Source organism: Mycolicibacterium sp. HS_4_1 (assembly GCF_054515875.1).
Window position 1 is genome coordinate 5,464,834 of the sequence record NZ_CM137261.1, and the last position, 18,906, is coordinate 5,483,739.

Annotated in this window: 19 protein-coding genes and 1 tRNA gene; 9 read left to right on the plus strand and 11 right to left on the minus strand. The window is 67.3% G+C overall.

What is annotated here, in order from left to right; all coding sequences use genetic code 11:
* Window positions 1–62: 62 nt before the first annotated feature.
* The 3 genes from ACX12F_RS26495 (at window position 63) to ACX12F_RS26505 (ending at window position 2,474) form a co-directional block, all read left to right on the plus strand.
* The gene (locus ACX12F_RS26495) at window positions 63–1,013 is read left to right on the plus strand and encodes a metallophosphoesterase (protein WP_459367215.1); all 951 of its coding nucleotides are present in this window, start codon (window positions 63–65) and stop codon (window positions 1,011–1,013) included.
* Window positions 1,010–2,110, plus strand: a complete 1,101-nt coding sequence (gene cds1, locus ACX12F_RS26500; protein ID WP_459367216.1) for an L-cysteine desulfhydrase Cds1 — start codon at window positions 1,010–1,012, stop codon at window positions 2,108–2,110. The genes ACX12F_RS26495 and cds1 overlap by 4 nt, the downstream gene beginning before the upstream one ends.
* A 290-nt stretch (window positions 2,111–2,400) precedes the next feature.
* Window positions 2,401–2,474, plus strand: a tRNA-Pro gene (locus ACX12F_RS26505).
* A gap of 129 nt (window positions 2,475–2,603) precedes the next feature.
* On the opposite strand, the gene ACX12F_RS26510 is transcribed toward ACX12F_RS26505, so the two are convergent.
* Window positions 2,604–2,876: a hypothetical protein gene (locus tag ACX12F_RS26510; protein ID WP_459367217.1), complete on the minus strand. Its 273-nt coding sequence runs from the start codon at window positions 2,874–2,876 to the stop codon at window positions 2,604–2,606.
* A gap of 217 nt (window positions 2,877–3,093) precedes the next feature.
* Between ACX12F_RS26510 and ACX12F_RS26515 the strand changes: the two genes are divergently transcribed.
* Complete coding sequence (locus ACX12F_RS26515; protein ID WP_459367218.1) at window positions 3,094–3,669, plus strand: TetR/AcrR family transcriptional regulator; 576 nt, start codon at window positions 3,094–3,096, stop codon at window positions 3,667–3,669.
* Window positions 3,670–3,752: 83 nt separating this feature from the next.
* A complete protein-coding gene (lfrA, locus tag ACX12F_RS26520) occupies window positions 3,753–5,273 on the plus strand; it encodes an efflux MFS transporter LfrA (RefSeq protein ID WP_459367219.1) in 1,521 nt (506 codons plus the stop codon).
* A gap of 60 nt (window positions 5,274–5,333) precedes the next feature.
* Here the strand turns inward: lfrA and ACX12F_RS26525 are convergent, their stop codons facing one another.
* From ACX12F_RS26525 to ACX12F_RS26535, 3 genes are all read right to left on the minus strand, one after another.
* The gene (locus ACX12F_RS26525; protein WP_459367220.1) at window positions 5,334–6,821 is read right to left on the minus strand and encodes a hypothetical protein; all 1,488 of its coding nucleotides are present in this window, start codon (window positions 6,819–6,821) and stop codon (window positions 5,334–5,336) included.
* Window positions 6,822–7,257: 436 nt separating this feature from the next.
* Window positions 7,258–8,406 (minus strand): cation:proton antiporter, encoded by a 1,149-nt coding sequence (locus tag ACX12F_RS26530; RefSeq protein WP_459367221.1) that lies wholly within the window; start codon window positions 8,404–8,406, stop codon window positions 7,258–7,260.
* Window positions 8,407–8,429: 23 nt separating this feature from the next.
* A complete protein-coding gene (locus tag ACX12F_RS26535) occupies window positions 8,430–8,807 on the minus strand; it encodes a hypothetical protein (protein WP_459367222.1) in 378 nt (125 codons plus the stop codon).
* Between the two features lie 144 nt (window positions 8,808–8,951).
* On the opposite strand from ACX12F_RS26535, the gene ACX12F_RS26540 reads away from it, so the two are divergent.
* The 4 genes from ACX12F_RS26540 to ACX12F_RS26555 are packed head-to-tail and all read left to right on the plus strand — an operon-like array spanning window position 8,952 to window position 12,032.
* Window positions 8,952–9,683 carry a PadR family transcriptional regulator gene (locus ACX12F_RS26540; protein ID WP_459367223.1) on the plus strand — a complete coding sequence of 244 codons (732 nt, stop codon included), beginning with the start codon at window positions 8,952–8,954 and terminating at the stop codon, window positions 9,681–9,683.
* 15 nt (window positions 9,684–9,698) lie between these two features.
* Complete coding sequence (locus tag ACX12F_RS26545; protein WP_459367224.1) at window positions 9,699–10,568, plus strand: oxidoreductase; 870 nt, start codon at window positions 9,699–9,701, stop codon at window positions 10,566–10,568.
* A 17-nt stretch (window positions 10,569–10,585) separates the two neighbouring features.
* Window positions 10,586–11,302, plus strand: a complete 717-nt coding sequence (locus ACX12F_RS26550) for a methyltransferase domain-containing protein (protein WP_459370521.1) — start codon at window positions 10,586–10,588, stop codon at window positions 11,300–11,302.
* A 34-nt stretch (window positions 11,303–11,336) separates the two neighbouring features.
* On the plus strand, window positions 11,337–12,032 hold the full coding sequence (locus tag ACX12F_RS26555; protein WP_459367225.1) for a class I SAM-dependent methyltransferase: 696 nt from the start codon (window positions 11,337–11,339) through the stop codon (window positions 12,030–12,032).
* Window positions 12,033–12,041: 9 nt separating this feature from the next.
* Here ACX12F_RS26555 and egtE read toward each other — a convergent pair whose 3' ends face one another.
* From egtE to ACX12F_RS26590, 7 genes are all read right to left on the minus strand, one after another.
* A complete protein-coding gene (gene egtE / locus ACX12F_RS26560; RefSeq protein ID WP_459367226.1) occupies window positions 12,042–13,175 on the minus strand; it encodes an ergothioneine biosynthesis PLP-dependent enzyme EgtE in 1,134 nt (377 codons plus the stop codon).
* Window positions 13,172–14,167 (minus strand): L-histidine N(alpha)-methyltransferase, encoded by a 996-nt coding sequence (gene egtD / locus ACX12F_RS26565; RefSeq protein ID WP_459367227.1) that lies wholly within the window; start codon window positions 14,165–14,167, stop codon window positions 13,172–13,174. Before egtD ends, egtE begins: the two co-directional genes overlap by 4 nt.
* Before the next feature lie 19 nt (window positions 14,168–14,186).
* Complete coding sequence (egtC, locus tag ACX12F_RS26570; protein WP_459367228.1) at window positions 14,187–14,870, minus strand: ergothioneine biosynthesis protein EgtC; 684 nt, start codon at window positions 14,868–14,870, stop codon at window positions 14,187–14,189.
* Window positions 14,870–16,177 carry an ergothioneine biosynthesis protein EgtB gene (gene egtB / locus ACX12F_RS26575; protein ID WP_459367229.1) on the minus strand — a complete coding sequence of 436 codons (1,308 nt, stop codon included), beginning with the start codon at window positions 16,175–16,177 and terminating at the stop codon, window positions 14,870–14,872. The genes egtC and egtB overlap by 1 nt, the downstream gene beginning before the upstream one ends.
* Complete coding sequence (gene egtA, locus ACX12F_RS26580; RefSeq protein ID WP_459367230.1) at window positions 16,174–17,442, minus strand: ergothioneine biosynthesis glutamate--cysteine ligase EgtA; 1,269 nt, start codon at window positions 17,440–17,442, stop codon at window positions 16,174–16,176. The genes egtB and egtA overlap by 4 nt, the downstream gene beginning before the upstream one ends.
* Before the next feature lie 201 nt (window positions 17,443–17,643).
* Window positions 17,644–18,288 (minus strand): sensor domain-containing protein, encoded by a 645-nt coding sequence (locus ACX12F_RS26585; RefSeq protein WP_459367231.1) that lies wholly within the window; start codon window positions 18,286–18,288, stop codon window positions 17,644–17,646.
* Window positions 18,289–18,387: 99 nt separating this feature from the next.
* The gene (locus ACX12F_RS26590) at window positions 18,388–18,834 is read right to left on the minus strand and encodes a hypothetical protein (RefSeq protein ID WP_459367232.1); all 447 of its coding nucleotides are present in this window, start codon (window positions 18,832–18,834) and stop codon (window positions 18,388–18,390) included.
* Between the last annotated feature and the right edge of the window lie 72 nt (window positions 18,835–18,906).

Sequence of the window (18,906 nt, forward strand, 5' to 3'; positions counted from 1 at the left end):
GCTTTCTAACGATGACCAGCGACAACGGGTCAACTGCAGCACTGAGCAAGTAGGCTGCCTGCATGTCTGCCATCGCCCGCAATGCCGCCGTCAGCGTCGCCGGAACACTGGCTGCAGGCCTCGCCTACGCGTCGCTGGTCGAACGCAACGCATTTGTGGTCCGTGAAGTCACCATGCCGGTGCTGACACCCGGTTCGTCGCCCCTGCGGGTGCTGCATCTGAGCGATCTGCACATGATGCCCGCGCAGCGCCGCAAGCAGGCGTGGCTGCGCGAGCTGGCCCGCTGGGAGCCGGATCTGGTGGTCAACACCGGCGACAACCTCTCGCACCCCAAGTCGGTGCCGGCCGTGGTGCAGGCGATGGGCGATCTGCTGGCGGTACCCGGGGTGTTCGTGTTCGGCAGCAACGACTACTTCGCACCGAAGCCGAAGAACCCGGCCAACTATCTGTTCAGCAAGCACAAGCGGATCACCGGTCGGCCGCTGCCGTGGCAGGACCTGCGTGCCGCGTTCACCGAGCGCGGCTGGCTGGACATGACCCACACCCGGCGCGAGATCGAGGTCAACGGCCAGCTCATCGCCGTGGCCGGCGTCGACGATCCGCATCTGGACCGCGACCGGTACGACACCATCGCCGGGCGGCCCAACCCGGCGGCCAATCTGTCGCTGGGCGTCGCCCACGCGCCGTACACCCGGGTGCTGGACCGGTTCGCCGACGACGGTTACCAGCTGGTGCTGGCCGGGCACACGCACGGCGGGCAGCTCTGCGTCCCGTTCTACGGCGCGGTGGTGACCAACTGCGACATCGACACCTCCCGGGCGAAGGGCCCGTCCCGCTGGGGCGCGCACACGCAGCTGCACGTCTCCGCGGGCCTCGGCACATCGCCGTATACGCCCGTGCGCTTCTGCTGCCGGCCCGAGGTGACGCTGCTGACTCTGGTGGCCGCACCGACCGGCGGCGGGCACAGCGGCATCCACGCCGACGTGACGCAGCCGGCCGTCTCCGCACGGTGACCTCACCGGTGGCGGCACGCAGCGTCGACCGCGGCTGGGTCGACGATGCCGTCCGCCTGATCGAGGCCGATGCCCGGCGCAGCGCCGACACCCACCTCCTGCGCTATCCATTGCCGGCCGCGTGGAGCGCAGACGTCGACGTGCAGCTGTATCTCAAGGACGAGAGCACGCACATCACCGGCAGCCTCAAGCACCGGCTGGCCCGGTCGCTGTTCTTGTACGGGTTGTGCAACGGCTGGATCGGTCCGCAGACGACGGTCATCGAGGCGTCGTCCGGTTCGACGGCAGTGTCCGAGGCGTATTTCGCGGCGCTGCTGGGCCTGGAGTTCATCGCGGTGATGCCGACGTCGACCAGCGCGAGCAAGGTCGAGTTGATCGAAAACCAGGGTGGCCGTTGCCATTTCGTCGAGCAGTCGTCTCAGGTGTATGCCGAGGCGGAAAGGCTGGCGCACGAGACCGGCGGCCACTACCTGGATCAGTTCACCAATGCCGAGCGGGCCACCGACTGGCGGGGCAACAACAACATCGCGGAGTCGATCTTCTCGCAACTGCGTGACGAGGCCCATCCGATCCCCGAGTGGATCGTGGTCGGCGCAGGCACCGGCGGCACCAGCGCCACGATCGGGCGGTTCCTCCGCTACCGGCGCCACGCCACCCGGCTGTGCGTGGTGGATCCGGAGAATTCGGCGTTCTATCCGTCGTGGGCCACGGGCGACCGGGACGTGTTCACCGGCGCGTCGTCGCGTATCGAAGGCATCGGACGGCCTCGGGTGGAGCCGTCGTTCCTGCCCGGGGTGGTGGATGCCATGGTGTGCGTCCCGGATGCCGCCTCAGTGGCCGCAGCGCGGCACGTGAGCAAGGTTCTGGGCCGACGGGTAGGCCCGTCCACGGGGACGAATATCTGGGGTGCGTTCGGGCTCCTGGCCGACATGGTGGCGCACGGCCGGAGTGGATCGGTGGTGACGCTCCTGGCGGACAGTGGCGACCGCTACGCCGACACCTACTTCGACGACGCGTGGGTCAGCAGCCGCGGGCTCGATTCCAGCGAAGCCGTGGCGGCACTGGCGGAATTCGAGCGCTCCGGCCGCTGGGACTGACCCATCCGCATGGCTGCGCGGTAGTCAGAGGTGAAGAACAGCCACAGCGCTGCGAGACCGAAAAATCCGCAGTAGAGCAGGGCTCCCAATCCGGTCATGATCGTTCCTCGCTTTCTCGTGTTCGGCTGTTGTTCACCACAGTCACTTGATTAAACCCACGATGCGCGAAATTCCATCCCTCCGGTGGACGTGATTTTCACCGCTGCGCCCATCCACCTGCGGTTACCTCACCTGCAAAGGGCCGTTTGGCTTCTGGGGGCACCCGTGCGATAGGCTGTCGAAGCTTCACACGGGGTGTGGCGCAGCTTGGTAGCGCGCTTCGTTCGGGACGAAGAGGTCGTGGGTTCGAATCCCGCCACCCCGACAAGTGAGCAAGGCCCTGACCAGGGAAATCTGGTCGGGGCCTTCTTGTTTCAGCGGCTGCGGCCGATCACCCGCCCAGGCGTCGACGGCCCGCGTCGCCAACCGACCCGAGAAACTCGTGCGTGAAGCCTTATGCGCAGATGCTGACGAACGGCACGGTCACACATGGCGGCGGCCACCCGGGGCCAGCACCCCAGCCCTGATCGTCGCCCCAACCGCGGTGGCCCCAGCCCCAACCGTGGTGGTTGTCCCAATCGTCGCCGCCCCAACCGTGGTCCATGGGGATCAGGCCCGGGTCATGCGCCGGCGAGGCGCTCGCACTTCCCGAACCGATACCCAGAACCGCAGCCACCAGGCCCGCGGCGAGTGCTGTTGTCGATGCAATCTTCCTGTACGTGGCCATGGCCCGCCTCCGGAAACAACCCAACAAAATCAGTAATAGATACCGTCAAGTGTAGTTTTTTGACGCTGCAGATGACACTGTGCGAGTACCCCGGAGCCGCCGGGTTGAACCAGATTCCCGCAGCAACCGCCGCGCGAAATGCCTGTTCAATCAGCGCTGCCCGGTGCAATGGGACACATATGTCCCATTTTAGGCCACATTGCGCTATCTTTGATGCATGGCTGAGTTGCAATCGTTCGACACCGGTGTGCGTTCGCGTACCCGGAAGGCGATCCTCGATGCCGCCACCTCCGTTCTGGCGACCAACCCCGCAGCGTCGTTGAGCGACATCGCCGCCGCCGCGAACGTGGGCCGCAGCACGTTGCACCGGTACTTCGCCGAACGCTCCGAGCTGATCCGTGCCGTCGCCCTGTACGTCCATGAGATGAGCAACACCGCCATCGACAAAGCCGAACCCGCGTGCGGTCCCCCGCTCGCGGCGCTGCGCCGCGTGGTCGAATCCCAGCTGGACCTCGGGCCCATCGTGCCCTTCGTCTACAACGAGCCGACCATCGTGGCCGACCCGGACCTGTCCGCGATCCTCGATACCGGCGACGAGGCGATAGCCGAAGTGCTGGCGCGGGTTTCGGCACGACCGCAGACCAGCCCACCGGAGTGGCCGCGCCTGGTTTTCTGGGCCCTGCTCGACGCCGGATACGAGGCACTGCGCCGGAACATCGCGCCGCGGGTCGAGATCGTCGACGCCATCATGGCCAGCCTGACGGCCGGCACCATCACCCCGGATCAGTCCTGATCCGCCCGAGTTTGCTTCGCTTCAACACATTTCATGCTGACTTCGGCTCGGACAGCCGCCGCATGAACAGCTAAGGAGTTCCCATGTCCACCAGTCTCGTCACGAACGACGTGACGAACCGGACCCCAGGGCGTCATTGGTGGGCGCTGGCAGTACTGATGCTGCCCGTGCTGCTCATCTCCATCGACAACACAGTGCTGGCCTTCGCTCTGCCCCGCATCGCCGAAGACTTCCGCCCGTCGGCCGCCACCCAGTTGTGGCTCGTCGACATCTATTCGCTGGTGCTGGCAACCCTTTTGGTGACCATGGGCAGCCTCGGCGACCGGTTCGGCCGGCGCCGGCTTCTGCTCATCGGCGCCGTCGGATTCGCCGCCATCTCAGCTGCCGCGGCATTCGCGCCCAGCGCCGGCTATCTGGTGGCGGCGCGTGCCGCGCTCGGGGTGTTCGGCGCCATGCTGATGCCCTCGACCCTGTCGCTGATCCGCAACATCTTCACCGAGGCCACGTCGCGCCGGCTCGCCATCGCCATCTGGGCGTCGTGCTTCGCGGCGGGCTCGGCGCTGGGCCCGATCGTCGGCGGTCTGGTGCTGCAGCACTTCCACTGGGGTGCGGTCTTCATGATCGCCGTCCCGATCCTGCTGCCGCTACTGGTGCTGGCACCCAAACTGGTGCCTGAATCACGGGATCCGAATCCAGGCCCGGTCGACGCGCTCAGCGTGCTGCTGTCGCTGGTGGCGATGCTGCCGGTGGTGTGGGCGATCAAGACCGCCGCACACGACGGCATCTCGACGCTGACGCTGGCGGCCGTCGCTCTCGGCATCGCCGCGGGCGTCTGGTTCGTGCGCCGACAGAACCGCAGTGCCACACCGATTCTCGACATGCGACTGTTCGGCCACGGCCCCTTCACCGCGTCGATTCTGGCCAACTTCCTGTCGATGGTCGGCCTCATCGGGTTCCTGTTCTTCATCTCGCAGCACCTGCAGCTGGTGCTCGGACTGGACCCGCTGACCGCCGCGTTGGTCATGCTTCCGGGCGCGGCAGCATCGACGATCGCCGGCATTGCCGTGGTGCGGCTGACCAAGCGGTTCGCGCCGCAGAAGCTGATGGTGACCGGCCTGCTCCTGGTGGCCGCCGGCTTCCTGCTGATCGTGCTGTTCCGCCACGACCTGACCGTGGTCGGGGTCATCGCGTCGTTCATGTTGCTCGAGTTGGGCGTCGGTGTGTCGCAGACGATCTCGAACGACACCATCGTGGCATCGGTGCCGCCCGAGAAGGCCGGCGCGGCGTCAGCGGTGTCGGAGACCGCGTATGAGTTGGGTGCCGTGATCGGCACCGCCGGGCTGGGCACCATGTTCACCGCGTTCTACCGTGCGAATGTCGAACTGCCCGGGGCGCTTTCGCCCGGACAGTCGGCGGACGCCGGAGAGAGCATCGGCGGCGCCATCGCGGTGGCCCGAACCCTGCCGACCGAACTCGGCAGTCACCTCATGGAGTCGGCGCGCATCGCCTTCGATTCGGGGATCGGTGCCACCGCAGCGACTGCGGCGGCACTGGCCCTGGCGGCCGCGGCGATCGTGGCCGCCGCCTTCCGCGGGCAGCAATAGTCGCTGAATACACTGTGGCCCCACCGCCTTTCGGCAGTGGGGCCACAGTCAGGTAATCGACTACTTGCCGTCGGACGTGCCCTTGGGCGCCGCTTTGGTAGCACCCTTCACCGCACTGGCGATCGACTTCGCCACCTGGGACACAGGGTTCTGCGCCTTCTTGGTCTTGGGCGCGCTGTCCTTTGGCGTCGTCACCTTGTCGGTGCCCGTGGTACCAGTGGCCGTGCTACCGGTGCCGGTGCCCTTAGCGTCGGCGCCTTTGGTCGTGGTCTTCGCGTCCGTGGCCTTGGTGTCGGTGGCCTTGGTATCCGTAGCAGCCTTCGCGTCCGTGGCCTTGGTGTCGGTGGCCTTGGTATCCGTAGCAGCCTTCGCGTCCGTGGCCTTGGTGTCGGTGGCCTTGGTATCCGTAGCAGCCTTGGTATCCGTAGCAGCCTTGGTATCCATAGCAGCCTTGGTGTCCGTAGCAGCCTTGGTGTCCGTAGCCGAGGCCGTGCTGTCAGTAGCAGCCTTGGTATCGGTGGCAGCCTTGGTGGACGTGGCCTTTGCCGTATCGGTGGCCGGTGCCGCCTCGGTCGAGCTCGCCGCGGTTGCCGCGGCCGCCTTCTTCGTCGTCGTCACCGCGTCAGCCGACCCGGCAGCGGAGGACTCCGTCGCCGTCTTCGTGGTCTCGGCCGTCGTGGTCGCCGCCAGTGCCGCAACCGGCGCCGCGGCAGCGGGCACGGTGACGCCGCCAGGGGCGTTCGGATTCACGTTCAGCGCCGTGATGATCCGATTCACGATGTAGGGAACGGTCCCGGTTTCAAAATCCGTGACATTCTTCTGAATGTTCTGCACCAGGCTCACGACATTGTTGAGCACGCCGTTGTAAATGGCGCCCGGATTCAGGGTGAGTACCGACTGCAGAATTCCCGTCACACTGTTGACCACCTGCTGAACCACCGGAGTGGTTCCGGTGCACGACCCGCATCCGATTCCGACGGTCGAAATCGCCAAACCGGCGACCAAGGCGGTAACCGAATCGAGTACCGCGGGCACCAATGCCTCACCCACCGCCAGCGGTTGCTGCAGGATGTTCTGCACCGGACCGTTGATTCCGGTGATCAATTGCAGGCCGCCCGGAAGCAGCCCTCCCACCAGCGAGTCGATGGCACCGTTGACATTGAGGGTGCCCAGGTTGCCCACCACGTTGGCGAGCGTGCCCGGCAGCGCGCCGCCGAGGGTGAACGTCGCGCCGGTGATGTTGCCGATCAACTGCATGCCCTGCTGCACACCGTAGTTCGCATCGAGCACCACCTGGCGCACCAACGGATTCACCGTGGTCTCCACCATGTAGCTGGTTTGCCCGACCGTCTCGGCCAGGGCGTTGTAGATGTTCCCCAGCGCCACGATCGGGTTGACCAATGCCGTCAACTGCACATCGGCGACCTGGACATGCGGAACTGCCGGCAGATGCGTTGCGGTCTGTGGCACCACCGGCGCCACAGCAATCACGCTTGCTCCTGCGAGGGCAACGCCCGCAGTGAGATACGGCTTCATTGTGAGCTGCATTTAGATCCTCCCAGTTATCGCGACACCCGTGTGAGGCAAAAACTTACCCCTTGTAAATGGGTGTTTTTGACCATCCGGGGCATTTTTCAGCTAATGAAAATTGACACCTGACGAAATTGTCAATTGCGTTAGATTGCTGCTTTAGCAGGCAAGTTAGCCCTTCTACAGAATCAGCAAATTTGGCCAGTTGCACCGCCCAAATCAGCGTCGACCACGTCACAGGCACTTCACAGGGTCGAGAGACGCACGTCACATGGCGGAATCCGCTGTGGACCGCAAAGTGAATTCGTCGAGAAATTGCGCGTCCAGCAAATTTCGCTACGCGGAACTTGCGCGAGCGTCAGTCATAGCCGCAGACGCTCCCTCAGGAGCATCCCTCTCGCGGCTGGCGTCCACATGCTGAGACAGCGCGTCGAGCCGGATGGCACCGGGCGATTCAGGGCGCGACTGTTTGCTGCCCACGCTTGGCAATGACGCCGGCGACCGAGCTCCCTGCGACGGTCACCAACGCGCCGAGAATCAACGCCGACGGCTCTCCCGGACCCAGCAGATGCTGCTGGGTCCCCAACGTGGCGGCAGCCACCGGCACACCCAATTGCGCCGCCGCCAGCACCCCGAGCGACAGCGGTTGCCCGAACAGCCGGCCACTGAGATGCGCAAGCACCGCCCCGACACCCAGCGCCACGCCGAGCCCGATCAAACCCGGGTGTTCGCCCAGTTCCCGAACCTCCAACGAGGCGCCCAGCCAGACGAAGAACAGCGGTGCGAAGAACCCTTCGGTGATGCCGAACAGTTGGCGTGCCAGCCGACGCGGCTCGCCGACGGCCGAAAGGCACAGGCCCAGGGCAAAACCCGCGAGCATGATCGACACGTGCGTCGACTTCGCCAGCGCCGCAAGGCTGAACAGCACGATCAGGCTGATCCTGAGTTCCAATGCCAGGTGCCGGCGGTGCGAGTACCTGTGCATCCGCAGCAGCCAGCCCCGGTTGGCGGCATACCGCAGAAAGACGTACAGCAGTACGGCACAACCAGCGATCGCCAGTGCGCCCAGCGCCGCGCGCGGTGCGCCGGCTGGATTGATCGCCAACGGCAGCAACACGATCGACGCGGCGTCGGCGATCGCGATCTGGGCAGTGACGGACAGCACCGGAGGTCCCGACAGGCCCAGTGACTGGATGACCGGCAACGCCAGGGCGGCCGAGGACGAGGCCATCAGTACCGCGTACAACGGAGCGTGGCCCGTGCCGAAGAGTTGCGCGACGACGGTGCCGAACGCTGCCGCGAACGCGCCCACCACGATCGCACGCAACAGCGCTCTGGGCAGGTCACCGCGTAACGACGTGTCGCGCACCGGCACGTGGGTGCCGACGATGAACATCACCAGCGCAAAGCCGATGTCTGCCAGCAGCGAGAACGTCGGGTCACCCGCATCGATGATGCCGAACCCGGTCCGCCCCACCACGATTCCGGCCGCGAGTTCGCCGACAATGACTGGCACCCGCACCTTCGGCACCGCCGCAAGCAGTGGTCCCGCCAGTCCGATGACGGCCAGCAGCGCCAGGGCATGGAATCCGAAGTCGCCCATCTGTCAGCCGGTCTGCGCAGCGGTCAGGACTGCCATGTCACGAGCCGGCATGGAATGTCGGTGTTCTCGTCGGTCAGGTAGCTGGCACACACCCGGTGGTAGCCGTCGCCGATCTGCAATGGGGCACCATTGTGAACATCGCCGCGTACCAACAGGATTGGTGAGAGCTTCTTGCCGTCGCTGATCTTGCTCAGGTCCGCCCTGACATGGGCGTTGGACTCCGGCAACAACGGCAGCTGCGCCGCGCGCAGGATGTCTTTCGCTTTCCGCGTCGTCGTCTTCGCGGTTTTCAGCGCCGCCACCACGTTGGCCACCTCGCCCTCGGAGGCCAGCATGGTCAGGTAATCGGCCGCTGCGTCGTAGTCATGATCCTCGGGACCGTCCAGCCACTTCACCGCCATCGCCACACCTTAATCGCGACCACACCCAGCGCGGGCTGCGCGCAGCCAACTCTCAGCGAGCTGTTGCCTTCCGATAGTTACCGATATATCGTTAATGCATCGGAGGCGCGGAAGGTGCCTCCCGCCGAAAGAGAGAAAACATCTATGGACACCCCATTCACCCCGCCCGGCCGCCCGTTCGACGATCCAGGCTTTGGCTTCACCCCATCGCATCGCGGGTTCGCCGGCCCCGGCGGCCACGGACGTCGTGAGATGCGCGAACAATTCCGCGCCCACCTGCAGGAACACCGCGGCGACGCCGGTTTCGGCTTCGGACCCGGCTTCGGCCCTGGTTTCGGTTTCGGCCCAGGATTCGGACCCGGCTTCGGTGCCGGCCCCTTCGGGCCGGGCGGCCCCCGCGGTCGACGTCACGGCGGCCGCGGACGCAGCAGTGGCCGCAGCCGGCGTGGCGACGTCCGCGCCGCCATCCTCAAGCTGCTCACCGAGCGGCCGATGCATGGCTACGAAATGACGCAGGAGATCGCCGCACGTAGCGACGGCCTGTGGAAGCCCAGCCCCGGCTCGATCTACCCGACCCTTCAGTTGCTGGAGGACGAGGGCCTGATCGCGCCGACCGAAAGCCGGGGCAGCAAGAAGACTTTCGAGCTCACCACCGAAGGACGCACCGTCGCCGACGCGATCGAGATGGCGCCCTGGGAAGAGATCGCCGAAGGCGCCGACCCGGCCGCCCTGAACCTGCGCAACGCGCTCGGCCAGCTGTTCGGTGCGGTCGGCCAGTCGCTGCATTCCGCGAACGACGAACAGCAGCAACGCATCCTGGATATCGTGAACAACGCCCGTCGCGAGATCTACCAGATTCTCGGAGAGTCCGACTAGAGATAGCCTGGCGACATGACGACGTTCACGCTCGGCGAATACCAAGTCCACCGTGTCGGGTTCGGCGCCATGCAGCTGCCCGGCCCCGGCGTGTTCGGTCCACCGCGTGACCACGAGCAGGCCATCGCCGTGCTGCAACGTGCCGTCGCGCTCGGTGTCAACCACATCGACACCGCGCAGTTCTACGGCCCCGACGTCGCCAACCAGCTGATCCGCGAGGCCCTGCACCCGTACCCGCAGGGCCTCGCGCTGGTCAGCAAGGTTGGTGCGCGCCGGGACCAGACCGGCAGCTGGCTACCGGCGCAGCAACCCGACGAGCTGCGCGCTGCCATCGAGCAGAATCTGGAAACCCTTGGTACTGACCGGCTGGCCGCGGTGAACCTGCGCGTGATGGGTCCGGACGGCGATCCCAGCGCGCCCGGCGAGGTCGACCGAGAGCTGTTCGACCGCCAGCTGGACGCGATGATCGCGGCCCGTGACGAGGGGCTGATCGGCGGAATCGGCCTCAGCAGTATTTCCCTCGAGCACCTCGAGATCGCTCTGGACCGCACCGATGTCGCGTGCGTCCAGAACGCCTACAACCTGCTCGACCGGTCCTCGCAGCCGGTGCTGGACGCCTGCACCGCACGCGGTATCGCGTTTGTCCCCTTCTTCCCGCTCGGGTCGGCATTCGTGCCGGAGAACCCCGTCCTCGGTCATCCCGAAATCCACAAGGCAGCAAGCGAACTCGACCGGACACCCGCACAGGTCGCACTGGCCTGGACACTGGCCGCAGCGCCCAACATGCTGTTGATCCCGGGTACGTCGTCCGTCGCTCATCTGGAGGAGAACCTCGCCGTGGCCGACATCGACGTGCCGGCGACCCTGACAGCGGCACTCGGGTGAGTACCGACATCGACCGGATGCCCCGCGGCGGGCCGCAGGCGTCCTGCCTGGACCGCGCATTGCAGACCGGCCAGCCCGAGTATCTCGACCGCGACGACATCAACCCGGCGATCAAACGCAGTGTGGTGCGGGCATTGGAGCTCACCGGCAATTGGTTCGGGCTGCATGAACGGTTCGCCCTCATCGTCATGGACGAAGTGGCCGAAGTCCCCGATCCCCGGATACTCGAGCTCGGGGCCGGCCATGGCGGGCTGTCGAAGAAGGTGCTGGAGATGCACCCCACGGCCACTCTGACGGTGACCGATCTGGAGCCGGACTCGGTCGCGGCCATCACCGCCGGTGACCTCGGTTCCGATCCTCGGGTGACGGTGCGGGACATGGACGCCACCGCCATCGACGCGGCCGACAGTGCTTATGCCCTGGCCGTTTTCGCGTTGTCATTCCACCACCTGCCCCCGGCTGCCGCTGCCCGGGTCCTCGCAGAGGGCACCCGCGTGGCCGACAAGTTGCTCATCATCGACCTACCCCGGCCACCGGCGCCACTGCACCTGATGCGGCTGGCCGCGATGCTGCCGCTGGCTCCGTTCGTACCGTTCGTGCACGACGGCGTCATCAGTTCGCTGCGGGCCTACAGCCCGGCGGCACTGCGGGCACTGGCCGACCACGCCGGCGTCGACATCGAACTGCGCGGCGGCCTGTGCACACCACAAATCGCAATCGCCACCCGACGTTAGATTTGCGGCCGAATCCGCGGCGTACGTTGGAGCCATGACGGACTCCAACGAGGTGATGGACTGGGACAGCGCCTATCGCGAAGAAGGCGGATTCGACGGGCCACCGCCGTGGAACATCGGCGAACCGCAGCCCGAGTTGGCGGCACTGATCGCCGCCGGCAAGGTAACCGGCGAGGTGCTCGACGCCGGCTGCGGCTACGCCGAACTGTCGCTCGCACTCGCCGCCGAGGGTTACCGCGTGGTCGGCATCGAACTCACGCCCACCGCGGTCGCCGCTGCGAAAAAGGCTGCCGCCGAACGGAATCTGCCCAACGCCACGTTCGTCCAGGACGACATCACCACCTTCACGGGTTTTGACGGCCGGTTCGACACCATCATGGATTCGACGTTGTTCCACTCGCTGCCGGTGGAAGCCCGCGACGCCTACCAGCAGGTGGTGTTCCGTGCGGCCGCGCCGGGCGCCACGTACTTCATTTTGGTGTTCGCCAAAGGCGCTTTCCCCGCGGGGGCCGAACAGAAGCCCAACGAGGTCACCGAAGACGAGTTGCGCGAGGCCGTCGGAAAGTACTGGGCTATCGACGACATTCGGCCGGCCTTCATCCATGCGAGCATGCCCGCCCGACTGCCCGCCGGTCCCGGCCGGCCCACCTTCGAAATGCCGCCGCATGCCCTGGACGAGAAGGGCCGCCTGAAGATGCCGGCGTTCCTGCTCACGGCGCACAAGGCCTGACGACTCCGCTCAGGCCGATGCCGCAGTCAGCGCACCGGCGAAGGACTCCAATTCTTCGGCGGTGACGTCGACGTGAGGCGAGACCCGCAGCACCGGAATCTTCATCTCGAACGGCGCCCGCTCGATCCCCGCCACGGTGGTGACGACGCGGTGTTCGGCAATCAGCTTGGTGCGCACGGAGTTCGGATCGGCGCCGCGAGTCGGCTCCAGCGTGGTGATGGCCGTGGGCTCATCCAGATTCTCGACCACCCGCCAGCCGGGCAAGCCCGCCAGCGCAGTTCGGGTGTGCCGTCCCACCTCGGCCAGCCGGGTCCGCACCAGCTCCGGCCCGGCCGCCAGATGCTCCTCGAGCGCCATCGAAAAGGCCACGCGGGCAGCAATATTGGCCTCACCCAGGTCCAGTCGCTTCAAGACCGGCAACGGTGTGCCCCACTCCGGCAGCGGAATGCGCGGACGAAGCCGGTGCGACACCGACGAACGTATGGCCAGCACCCCGACGCCGCGCGGCCCGGCCAGCCATTTGCGCGACGACGCGTAGATGACGTCGGGCGACACGGCGCAGTCCAGGTGACCGAGCGCCTGAGCCGCGTCTACCGCCACCGGCACGCCGAGCGCGTGGCATGCCGCGACGAACTCGGACAACGGCTGCGCCACGCCGCGGTGGCTGCCGAGCGCCGTCAGATGGGCCAGCGCCGGCGGGTCGTCCTGCATCACCGCGACCGCCACCTCGACGTCGAGCCGCCCTTGATCGTCGACCGGCAGCTCCCGGACCGTGAATCCGTTGGCTTCCATGATCACCAGGTTGGGGCCGTACTCGCCCGGCAGGCAGGCGACGGTCTTTTCACCGTCCCAACTGCTCAGCAGGAGGTTGAGCGCGTTGGCCGAACCCGTGGTGAATACGACGTCGCCGGCGGACATCCCGGTCAGCGTGGCCACCGCGGCCCGCCCGGCCTCCAGCACGGGCTCCGCCGCTTCCGCGGCGACATAACCGCCGACCTGCGCCTCCAGCCGGGCGTGCTGGGCAGCGGCGTCGATGACGGCGAAGCTCTGCCGCGAACAGGCAGCGTTGTCGAAGTGCAGACCCAGCGGCTTGGGCCGGGCAGCGCGCCACAGGTGCGCGACGGCGGGGTCGGCCCCGCTCACGTCCGCAGGTCCGGCTTGACCGCCAGCGACAGGCCGAAGTCCCCTGCCGGATCGGTCCACCAGTCGGTCTGACGCAGTCCAGCGGCCGCCAACTCGGCCGCGACGCCCTCGGGGCGGAACTTGCACGACACCTCGGTCAACATCTCCTCACCCGCCTCGAACTCCGCCGAAAGATCCAACTCGCGTATCTGAACCCGTTGCGCGGCAACGGACCTCAGCCACATCTCGATACGTTCGTGTTCGGTGTTCCATCGTGCCACATGTTCGAAGCGGTCGAGATCGAAATCAGCGTCCAGCTCGCGATTCACCACCGCCAGGACGTTGCGGTTGAACTGCGCAGTAACTCCGGCGCTGTCGTCGTACGCCGCCACCAGCCGGGTGATGTCCTTCACCAGGTCGGTGCCGAGCAACAGCGTGTCGCCCGGCCGCATTGCACCGGCCAAGCTCTCGAGGAACTCGGCCCGCGGACCGGCCGTCAGGTTGCCGATCGTCGACCCGAGGAACACGATCAGCCTACGGCCGGCGACGGGTAGCTCGCCCAGGTGCTGTTCGAAATCGCCTCGTACCCCACTGATCTCGACACCGTCGTACTCGTCGGAAAGCTGGGCGAGCGCCGCGCTGAGCACGTTCTCGTCGACGTCGAACGCCACGAACCGGCGCAACGCAGCGGCGTCACGGAACGCATCGAGCAGGATCCGCGTCTTCTCCGACGTACCGCTGCCCAACTCGACCAGCGTGTCCGCGCCAGAGGCTGCCACGATGGCGCCGGCGGCCTCGTGCAGGATGTGCGCCTCGGTGCGGGTCGGGTAGTACTCGGGCAGGCGGGTGATCTGGTCGAACAGATCACTTCCGACGGCGTCATAGAACCACTTGGGCGGCAACGATTTCGGCGACAGCGACAGGCCCTCCCGAACATCGCGTCGCAGCGCCCGGGGCGCCCAGTCGGCAGCGAGCTGATTGATCAGCAGGGGTGCCGTCTTACTCGGTGTCATTGCGGTCCTCTTCTCCAGTTCATAGCAGCGCTGTTACCTCGACCCCGGCGGCCGTCACCTCGACGAGATGACGGTCGCCGATGTCCTGCCAGTCCGGGTGGTCGTCGTAGGGCTCGCTGGCCAGCACCACCCCGTCGGGGCGACGCAGCACCGACAACGTGTCGCCCCACACGGTGGCCAGCATTCGGGAACCGTTGGCAACCAGGATGTTCAGCCGCGCCGACGGGTCGGATTCCCCGACCTCGCGCACGGTGTCCGCCAGACTGTCCAGCCCCCGGGTAAAGATGTGGGCGGCCAGCATCGCGCTGTCCACGGTCGATTCCGCCGCCCGGGACACGGGCAGCACCGCGCGGTCGACGACGCCGTTGTGCGACAACAGCCACTCACCATCGGTGAACGGCGCCGACGCCGAGGGCTCGATGGGCATCCCGACCGTCGCCGAGCGGACGGCGGCGACCACACACCCGCTGCGCAGCGCCGGTGCCACCGATGCCAGCGACGCATCGCCCCACAACGGGGCGGCACTGCGCCAGCGTCGCGGTGTCACGCCATCGAAGAAGCCGACGCCCCAGCCATCGGCATTGAGCAACCCGTGCCTTTGCCGCCGGGGCGAATAGGACTGCACCAGAAGCCCGTTCGCGGGTTCCAGGATCAGCGACGACACCGAGACGGGAGCACCGAGCCAGCCCAGGTGGCGACACATCAGCTGCCCTCGCTCTCGACGGACCAGGCGAGCCGCACGCCGGAGAATATCTGCCGACGGATCGGATGGTCCCAGTTACGGAAGCTGGGCCGCAGGATGTCACCTGCCACCGCCCAGGAGCCGCCGCGCAGCACCCGGTAGTCACCGCTGCCGGCGCCTTCGAAGAACGGCTGCGAATAGCGGTCGTAGATCATCGGCGTGAAACCCGGCCACGGTCGCAGCGGCGACGTGGTCCACTCCCACACATCGCCGAGCAACTGTTCGGCACCGTAGGCCGAGGCGCCGTCGGGGTAGGCCCCCACCGGCGCCGGACGCAGCGCGCCGCCGCCGAGGTTGGCCCGGTACTCGTCGGGTTCGGTTGCCCCCCAAGGGAATCGGCGCCGCGCTCCCGTCGCCGGGTCCCAGACGCAGGCCTTCTCCCACTCCACCTCGGTGGGCAGCCGTGCACCCGCCCACGCGGCGTAGGCCTCGGCTTCATAGAAGCTGACATGCTGCACGGGTTCGTCGGGCGGCAGTTCCTCGACATGGCCGAACCACACCCGGCTGGTGCCGTCGGCACTCCAGAACTGCGGTGCCGCCAGGCCCGCCTGCTGCCGATGCTCCCAGCCGGCCGCGGACCACCACCGCGGTTGCCGATAACCGCCGTCGGCGATGAACTCATGCCACTCGGCGTTGGTGACCGGCACCCTCCCGATCCGGAACGACGGCACGTCCACGACGTGCGCGGGTCCCTCGTTGTCGAGTGCGAACGGCTCATCGGCGGCATCGACGCCGAGCACGAACGGACCACCGGGCACCAGCACCGAGGTGCCCGCCACCCCGCCGCGCCCGGGCGGCAACACCATGCCCGGCCCCAGCAGCGGTGGGCCGCTGCGCAGGTTCAATGCCTGCAGCATGGTCTCGTCGTGCTGGTTCTCGTGACTGATCACCAGGGCGAAGGGAAACTCGGCAGCGGGCTCGTCAGGCAGGCGGTCAAGGGCGTCAAGGGCTTTGGACCGGATGGTGCGGCAGAAGGCGCGTGCATCGGTCGGCGGCAGCAACGGCAGGGACACCCGGCTGGCGCGCGAATGCACGAACGCGTCGTAGAGGCCGTCCACCTCCGGCGGCAGCAGCCCGGGCCGGTTCAGGTCGCCACCACGCAACAGCCACAGTTCTTCCTGCTGACCGATATGCGCGAGGTCCCACACCAGAGGGCTCATCAGCGGGTCGTACTGGCGCAGCAGTTCGGCGTCGTCGAACTCGACCAGGGCCAGCGTCCGGTCCCGGGCTCTGGCCAACCCTCGGGCCAACAGCTCGCGCGTACTCACACCCCACCTTTCAGCCGGTCATCATGTGCCAACCCGGTGATGGCCGAATCGATTCCATGCGCGACGACCCGGTCCGCGAAATCGTCGGCCGCGCTACGCCCTTGCGTCACCTGTCGCAGCAGCCGATCCATCGAGTCCGCCACGTCGGCCGGTGCGACCTCGGCGGCGGCTTGCACACATCGCACGGCCGAGGCGCGCAAGCGCGGGTCGGCCAGCCCCGCCCGGGCCGCCTGATCCCACGCGGTGGCCACCGATTCTGTTGCCTCCCAAGCAGTCTGCGACAACCGGGCATCGTCGAGCAACGCCACGAGGGTGAACACCACCGCCGGCCACAGGTCGTCGGACAGGGCGTCGAGGTAGCGGATCTCCAGCCAGCGCCGCGGCCGGACCGGCGGGAACAGCGTCGTGAGGTGGTAGTCCAAGTCGGCCTCGGTCGGCCGGCGACCACCGAGCAGCGTCCGCCCGTCCGCCCAGTCGGCGAACGGCACCCATTCGGTGATCGGCTGCGCCTCCGGCGTGTGCACCAGCATCACCGGCGCCTTCAGGGCGTACCGCGCCCAGTCGCTCGCCGGGTCGTCACCGCTGGCGCCGAGGATCGGCCCGCAGCGCGCAGTGTCCAGCTGGCCCCAGATCCGCTGGCGCGTGCTCTGCCAACCGGTGAATTCTCCGCCCAGCATCGGCGAGCTCGCCGACACGGCGATCATGGTCGGGCCCAGGGCGTGGGCCAGCCGAACCCGGTCAGCCCAGCCGTCCCGCGGGCCGGCGTCCACGTTGATCTGCAGCGAGGCCGTCGAGGTCATCATCGCCGCCCCGGCCGCACCCGTGCCGCCGGCCGCGAAGAACTCCTCCATGGCCCGGTACCGGCCGCCGGGGTTGACGCGGGCCTGCGGTCGGAGCGGATCCACCCCCGCCCGCAACAGGCCCAACCCGTGGCGCCGCAATGATTCCCGCAGTACCTCTTGGTCCGCCTGCATCGCCGCGATCGCGGCGCCCGCACCGTCCAGTGGTGGCCCCGACAGCTCGATGGCGCCACCGGGTTCCATCGTGATCGCGCTGCCGCCGGGCAACTGCGGCACCGCCGCGACCGCTTCGGTCAACTCAGTCCAAGCGGGCCGCCGCGACAAGTCCGACAGATCGAAGCAGTGCGCCTCGAGTTCGAGACCGACGCGCCCCACCGGCCCGTCCCGCAGGCAAACCCCGCCGACCAGGAGCGCGGCGCCGTACGCGCTCGACAACTGCGGGTATTCGGCGTGCGGACGGCGCACGGCAGTAGCGGTGCCGATCTGAACATCCCCTTCCGAAGAATCGGGGTGGCCCCCGCATCCGTTGGTTGGTGTTCCCGGACCAAGTCTGGATTGCCTAGTTCAGACGCGTCCCGAGCATTACGTGTTCGTCCGACGATGCCATGGGGCACCGACAAAAGTCTGCGCCATATTTGTGCGATACCTGGCTCACCCAGGACACCGTCATTGCCCCAGGGTGTTCTGCATGGCTCCGGCCAGCACGTTGACCGCCAAACCGGCGTTGCCGGACTGGCAGACTTTCGCCTGCAGCAGAACGTTCTCGCGCAGCCGGGTCTGCACGAAACAGCGGCGATCGGTGTCCGCCTCCTGCTTGACCCACGCCTCGTCCGTCGGGCCGGCTTGCGTCCCCGCGAAACTCCAGACCTGGGTGCGGCCGTCCTCGAGGTGCATCGCGGTGGTCTGCCCCGAACATCCGGCGGTGCGGTCGACGACCCGGTGGAACGCGCGTGCCGCAGCCTCCGAGGTCGCGAACACTCCCACGGCCTGCTTGGCCGAGTGGCTGTCGTCGGTGGCCGACGTCTGTGTCACGGCACCGTTGAACGATGCCAGGTCCGGGTCGTCGTACACCTCGGGCAAGCCGATGTCGCCCCAGTTGTTGCACACCGGGAGGTCGACGAAGAAGCCCTGGTACGGCGAGGTGAAGGTGGACTCCCAGCCCATCGGCGCGCCGACCACGTTGCCCACCGACCCCTTGCCGAGGACTGCGTACGACACGACACCGGGGTCCGACGGTTTGGCAGCCGCAGCGGGCGCAGCGACCAGTGCAGCGATGACGCAGGCTGTGAACCAGAGCGGGCGCGCAGTCATGACTCCGATAATGCCAGTGACCGGCCACGTTCCCCGAACAGACGACAGGCCGCACCCTGATCGGGCACGGCCTGTCGCTTGATGCGGGACTGGGTGGGGTCAGCGTCCGGGCTGGGCCGGACCGGGCTGGCCGGGTGCTTGCATGCCGGGGCCGCCCTGGCCTTGTCCGCCGGGGCCCTGCCAGCCGGGACCGTTCGGGCCGCCCTGCCAGCCCGGACCGCCGGGGAACATCGGGTGCCACATACCGCCGCCGCGCGGACCGTGACCCTCTCGGAATTCCGAGGTGTCCTGTCCCCGGTGGTGCTTGTACCAACCGTGGTGGCCGCCACCGGAATGCGCGCCGAGGATGAAGCCGGAGAAGAAGATCGTCGCAACGATGAACACGATGCCGGCGACGATGCCGACCCAGGCCAGCACCTTGTTGAGTTTGCTGGGCTTGTGCTCGACGACCGGCGCGGCCACCGCGGTGGCTGCGGGGACGGGCGGGAAGGAGTCCGTCGGGGTGTCCGGCGTCTCGGGGTTTGCTTTAGGGGTGTCGTCACTCATGTCATCGATGATCCGTCCATCAACCACAGCCGTGGCTGGGTTGCGCGTAAGAATCAGCTATGAGGCGCGTGG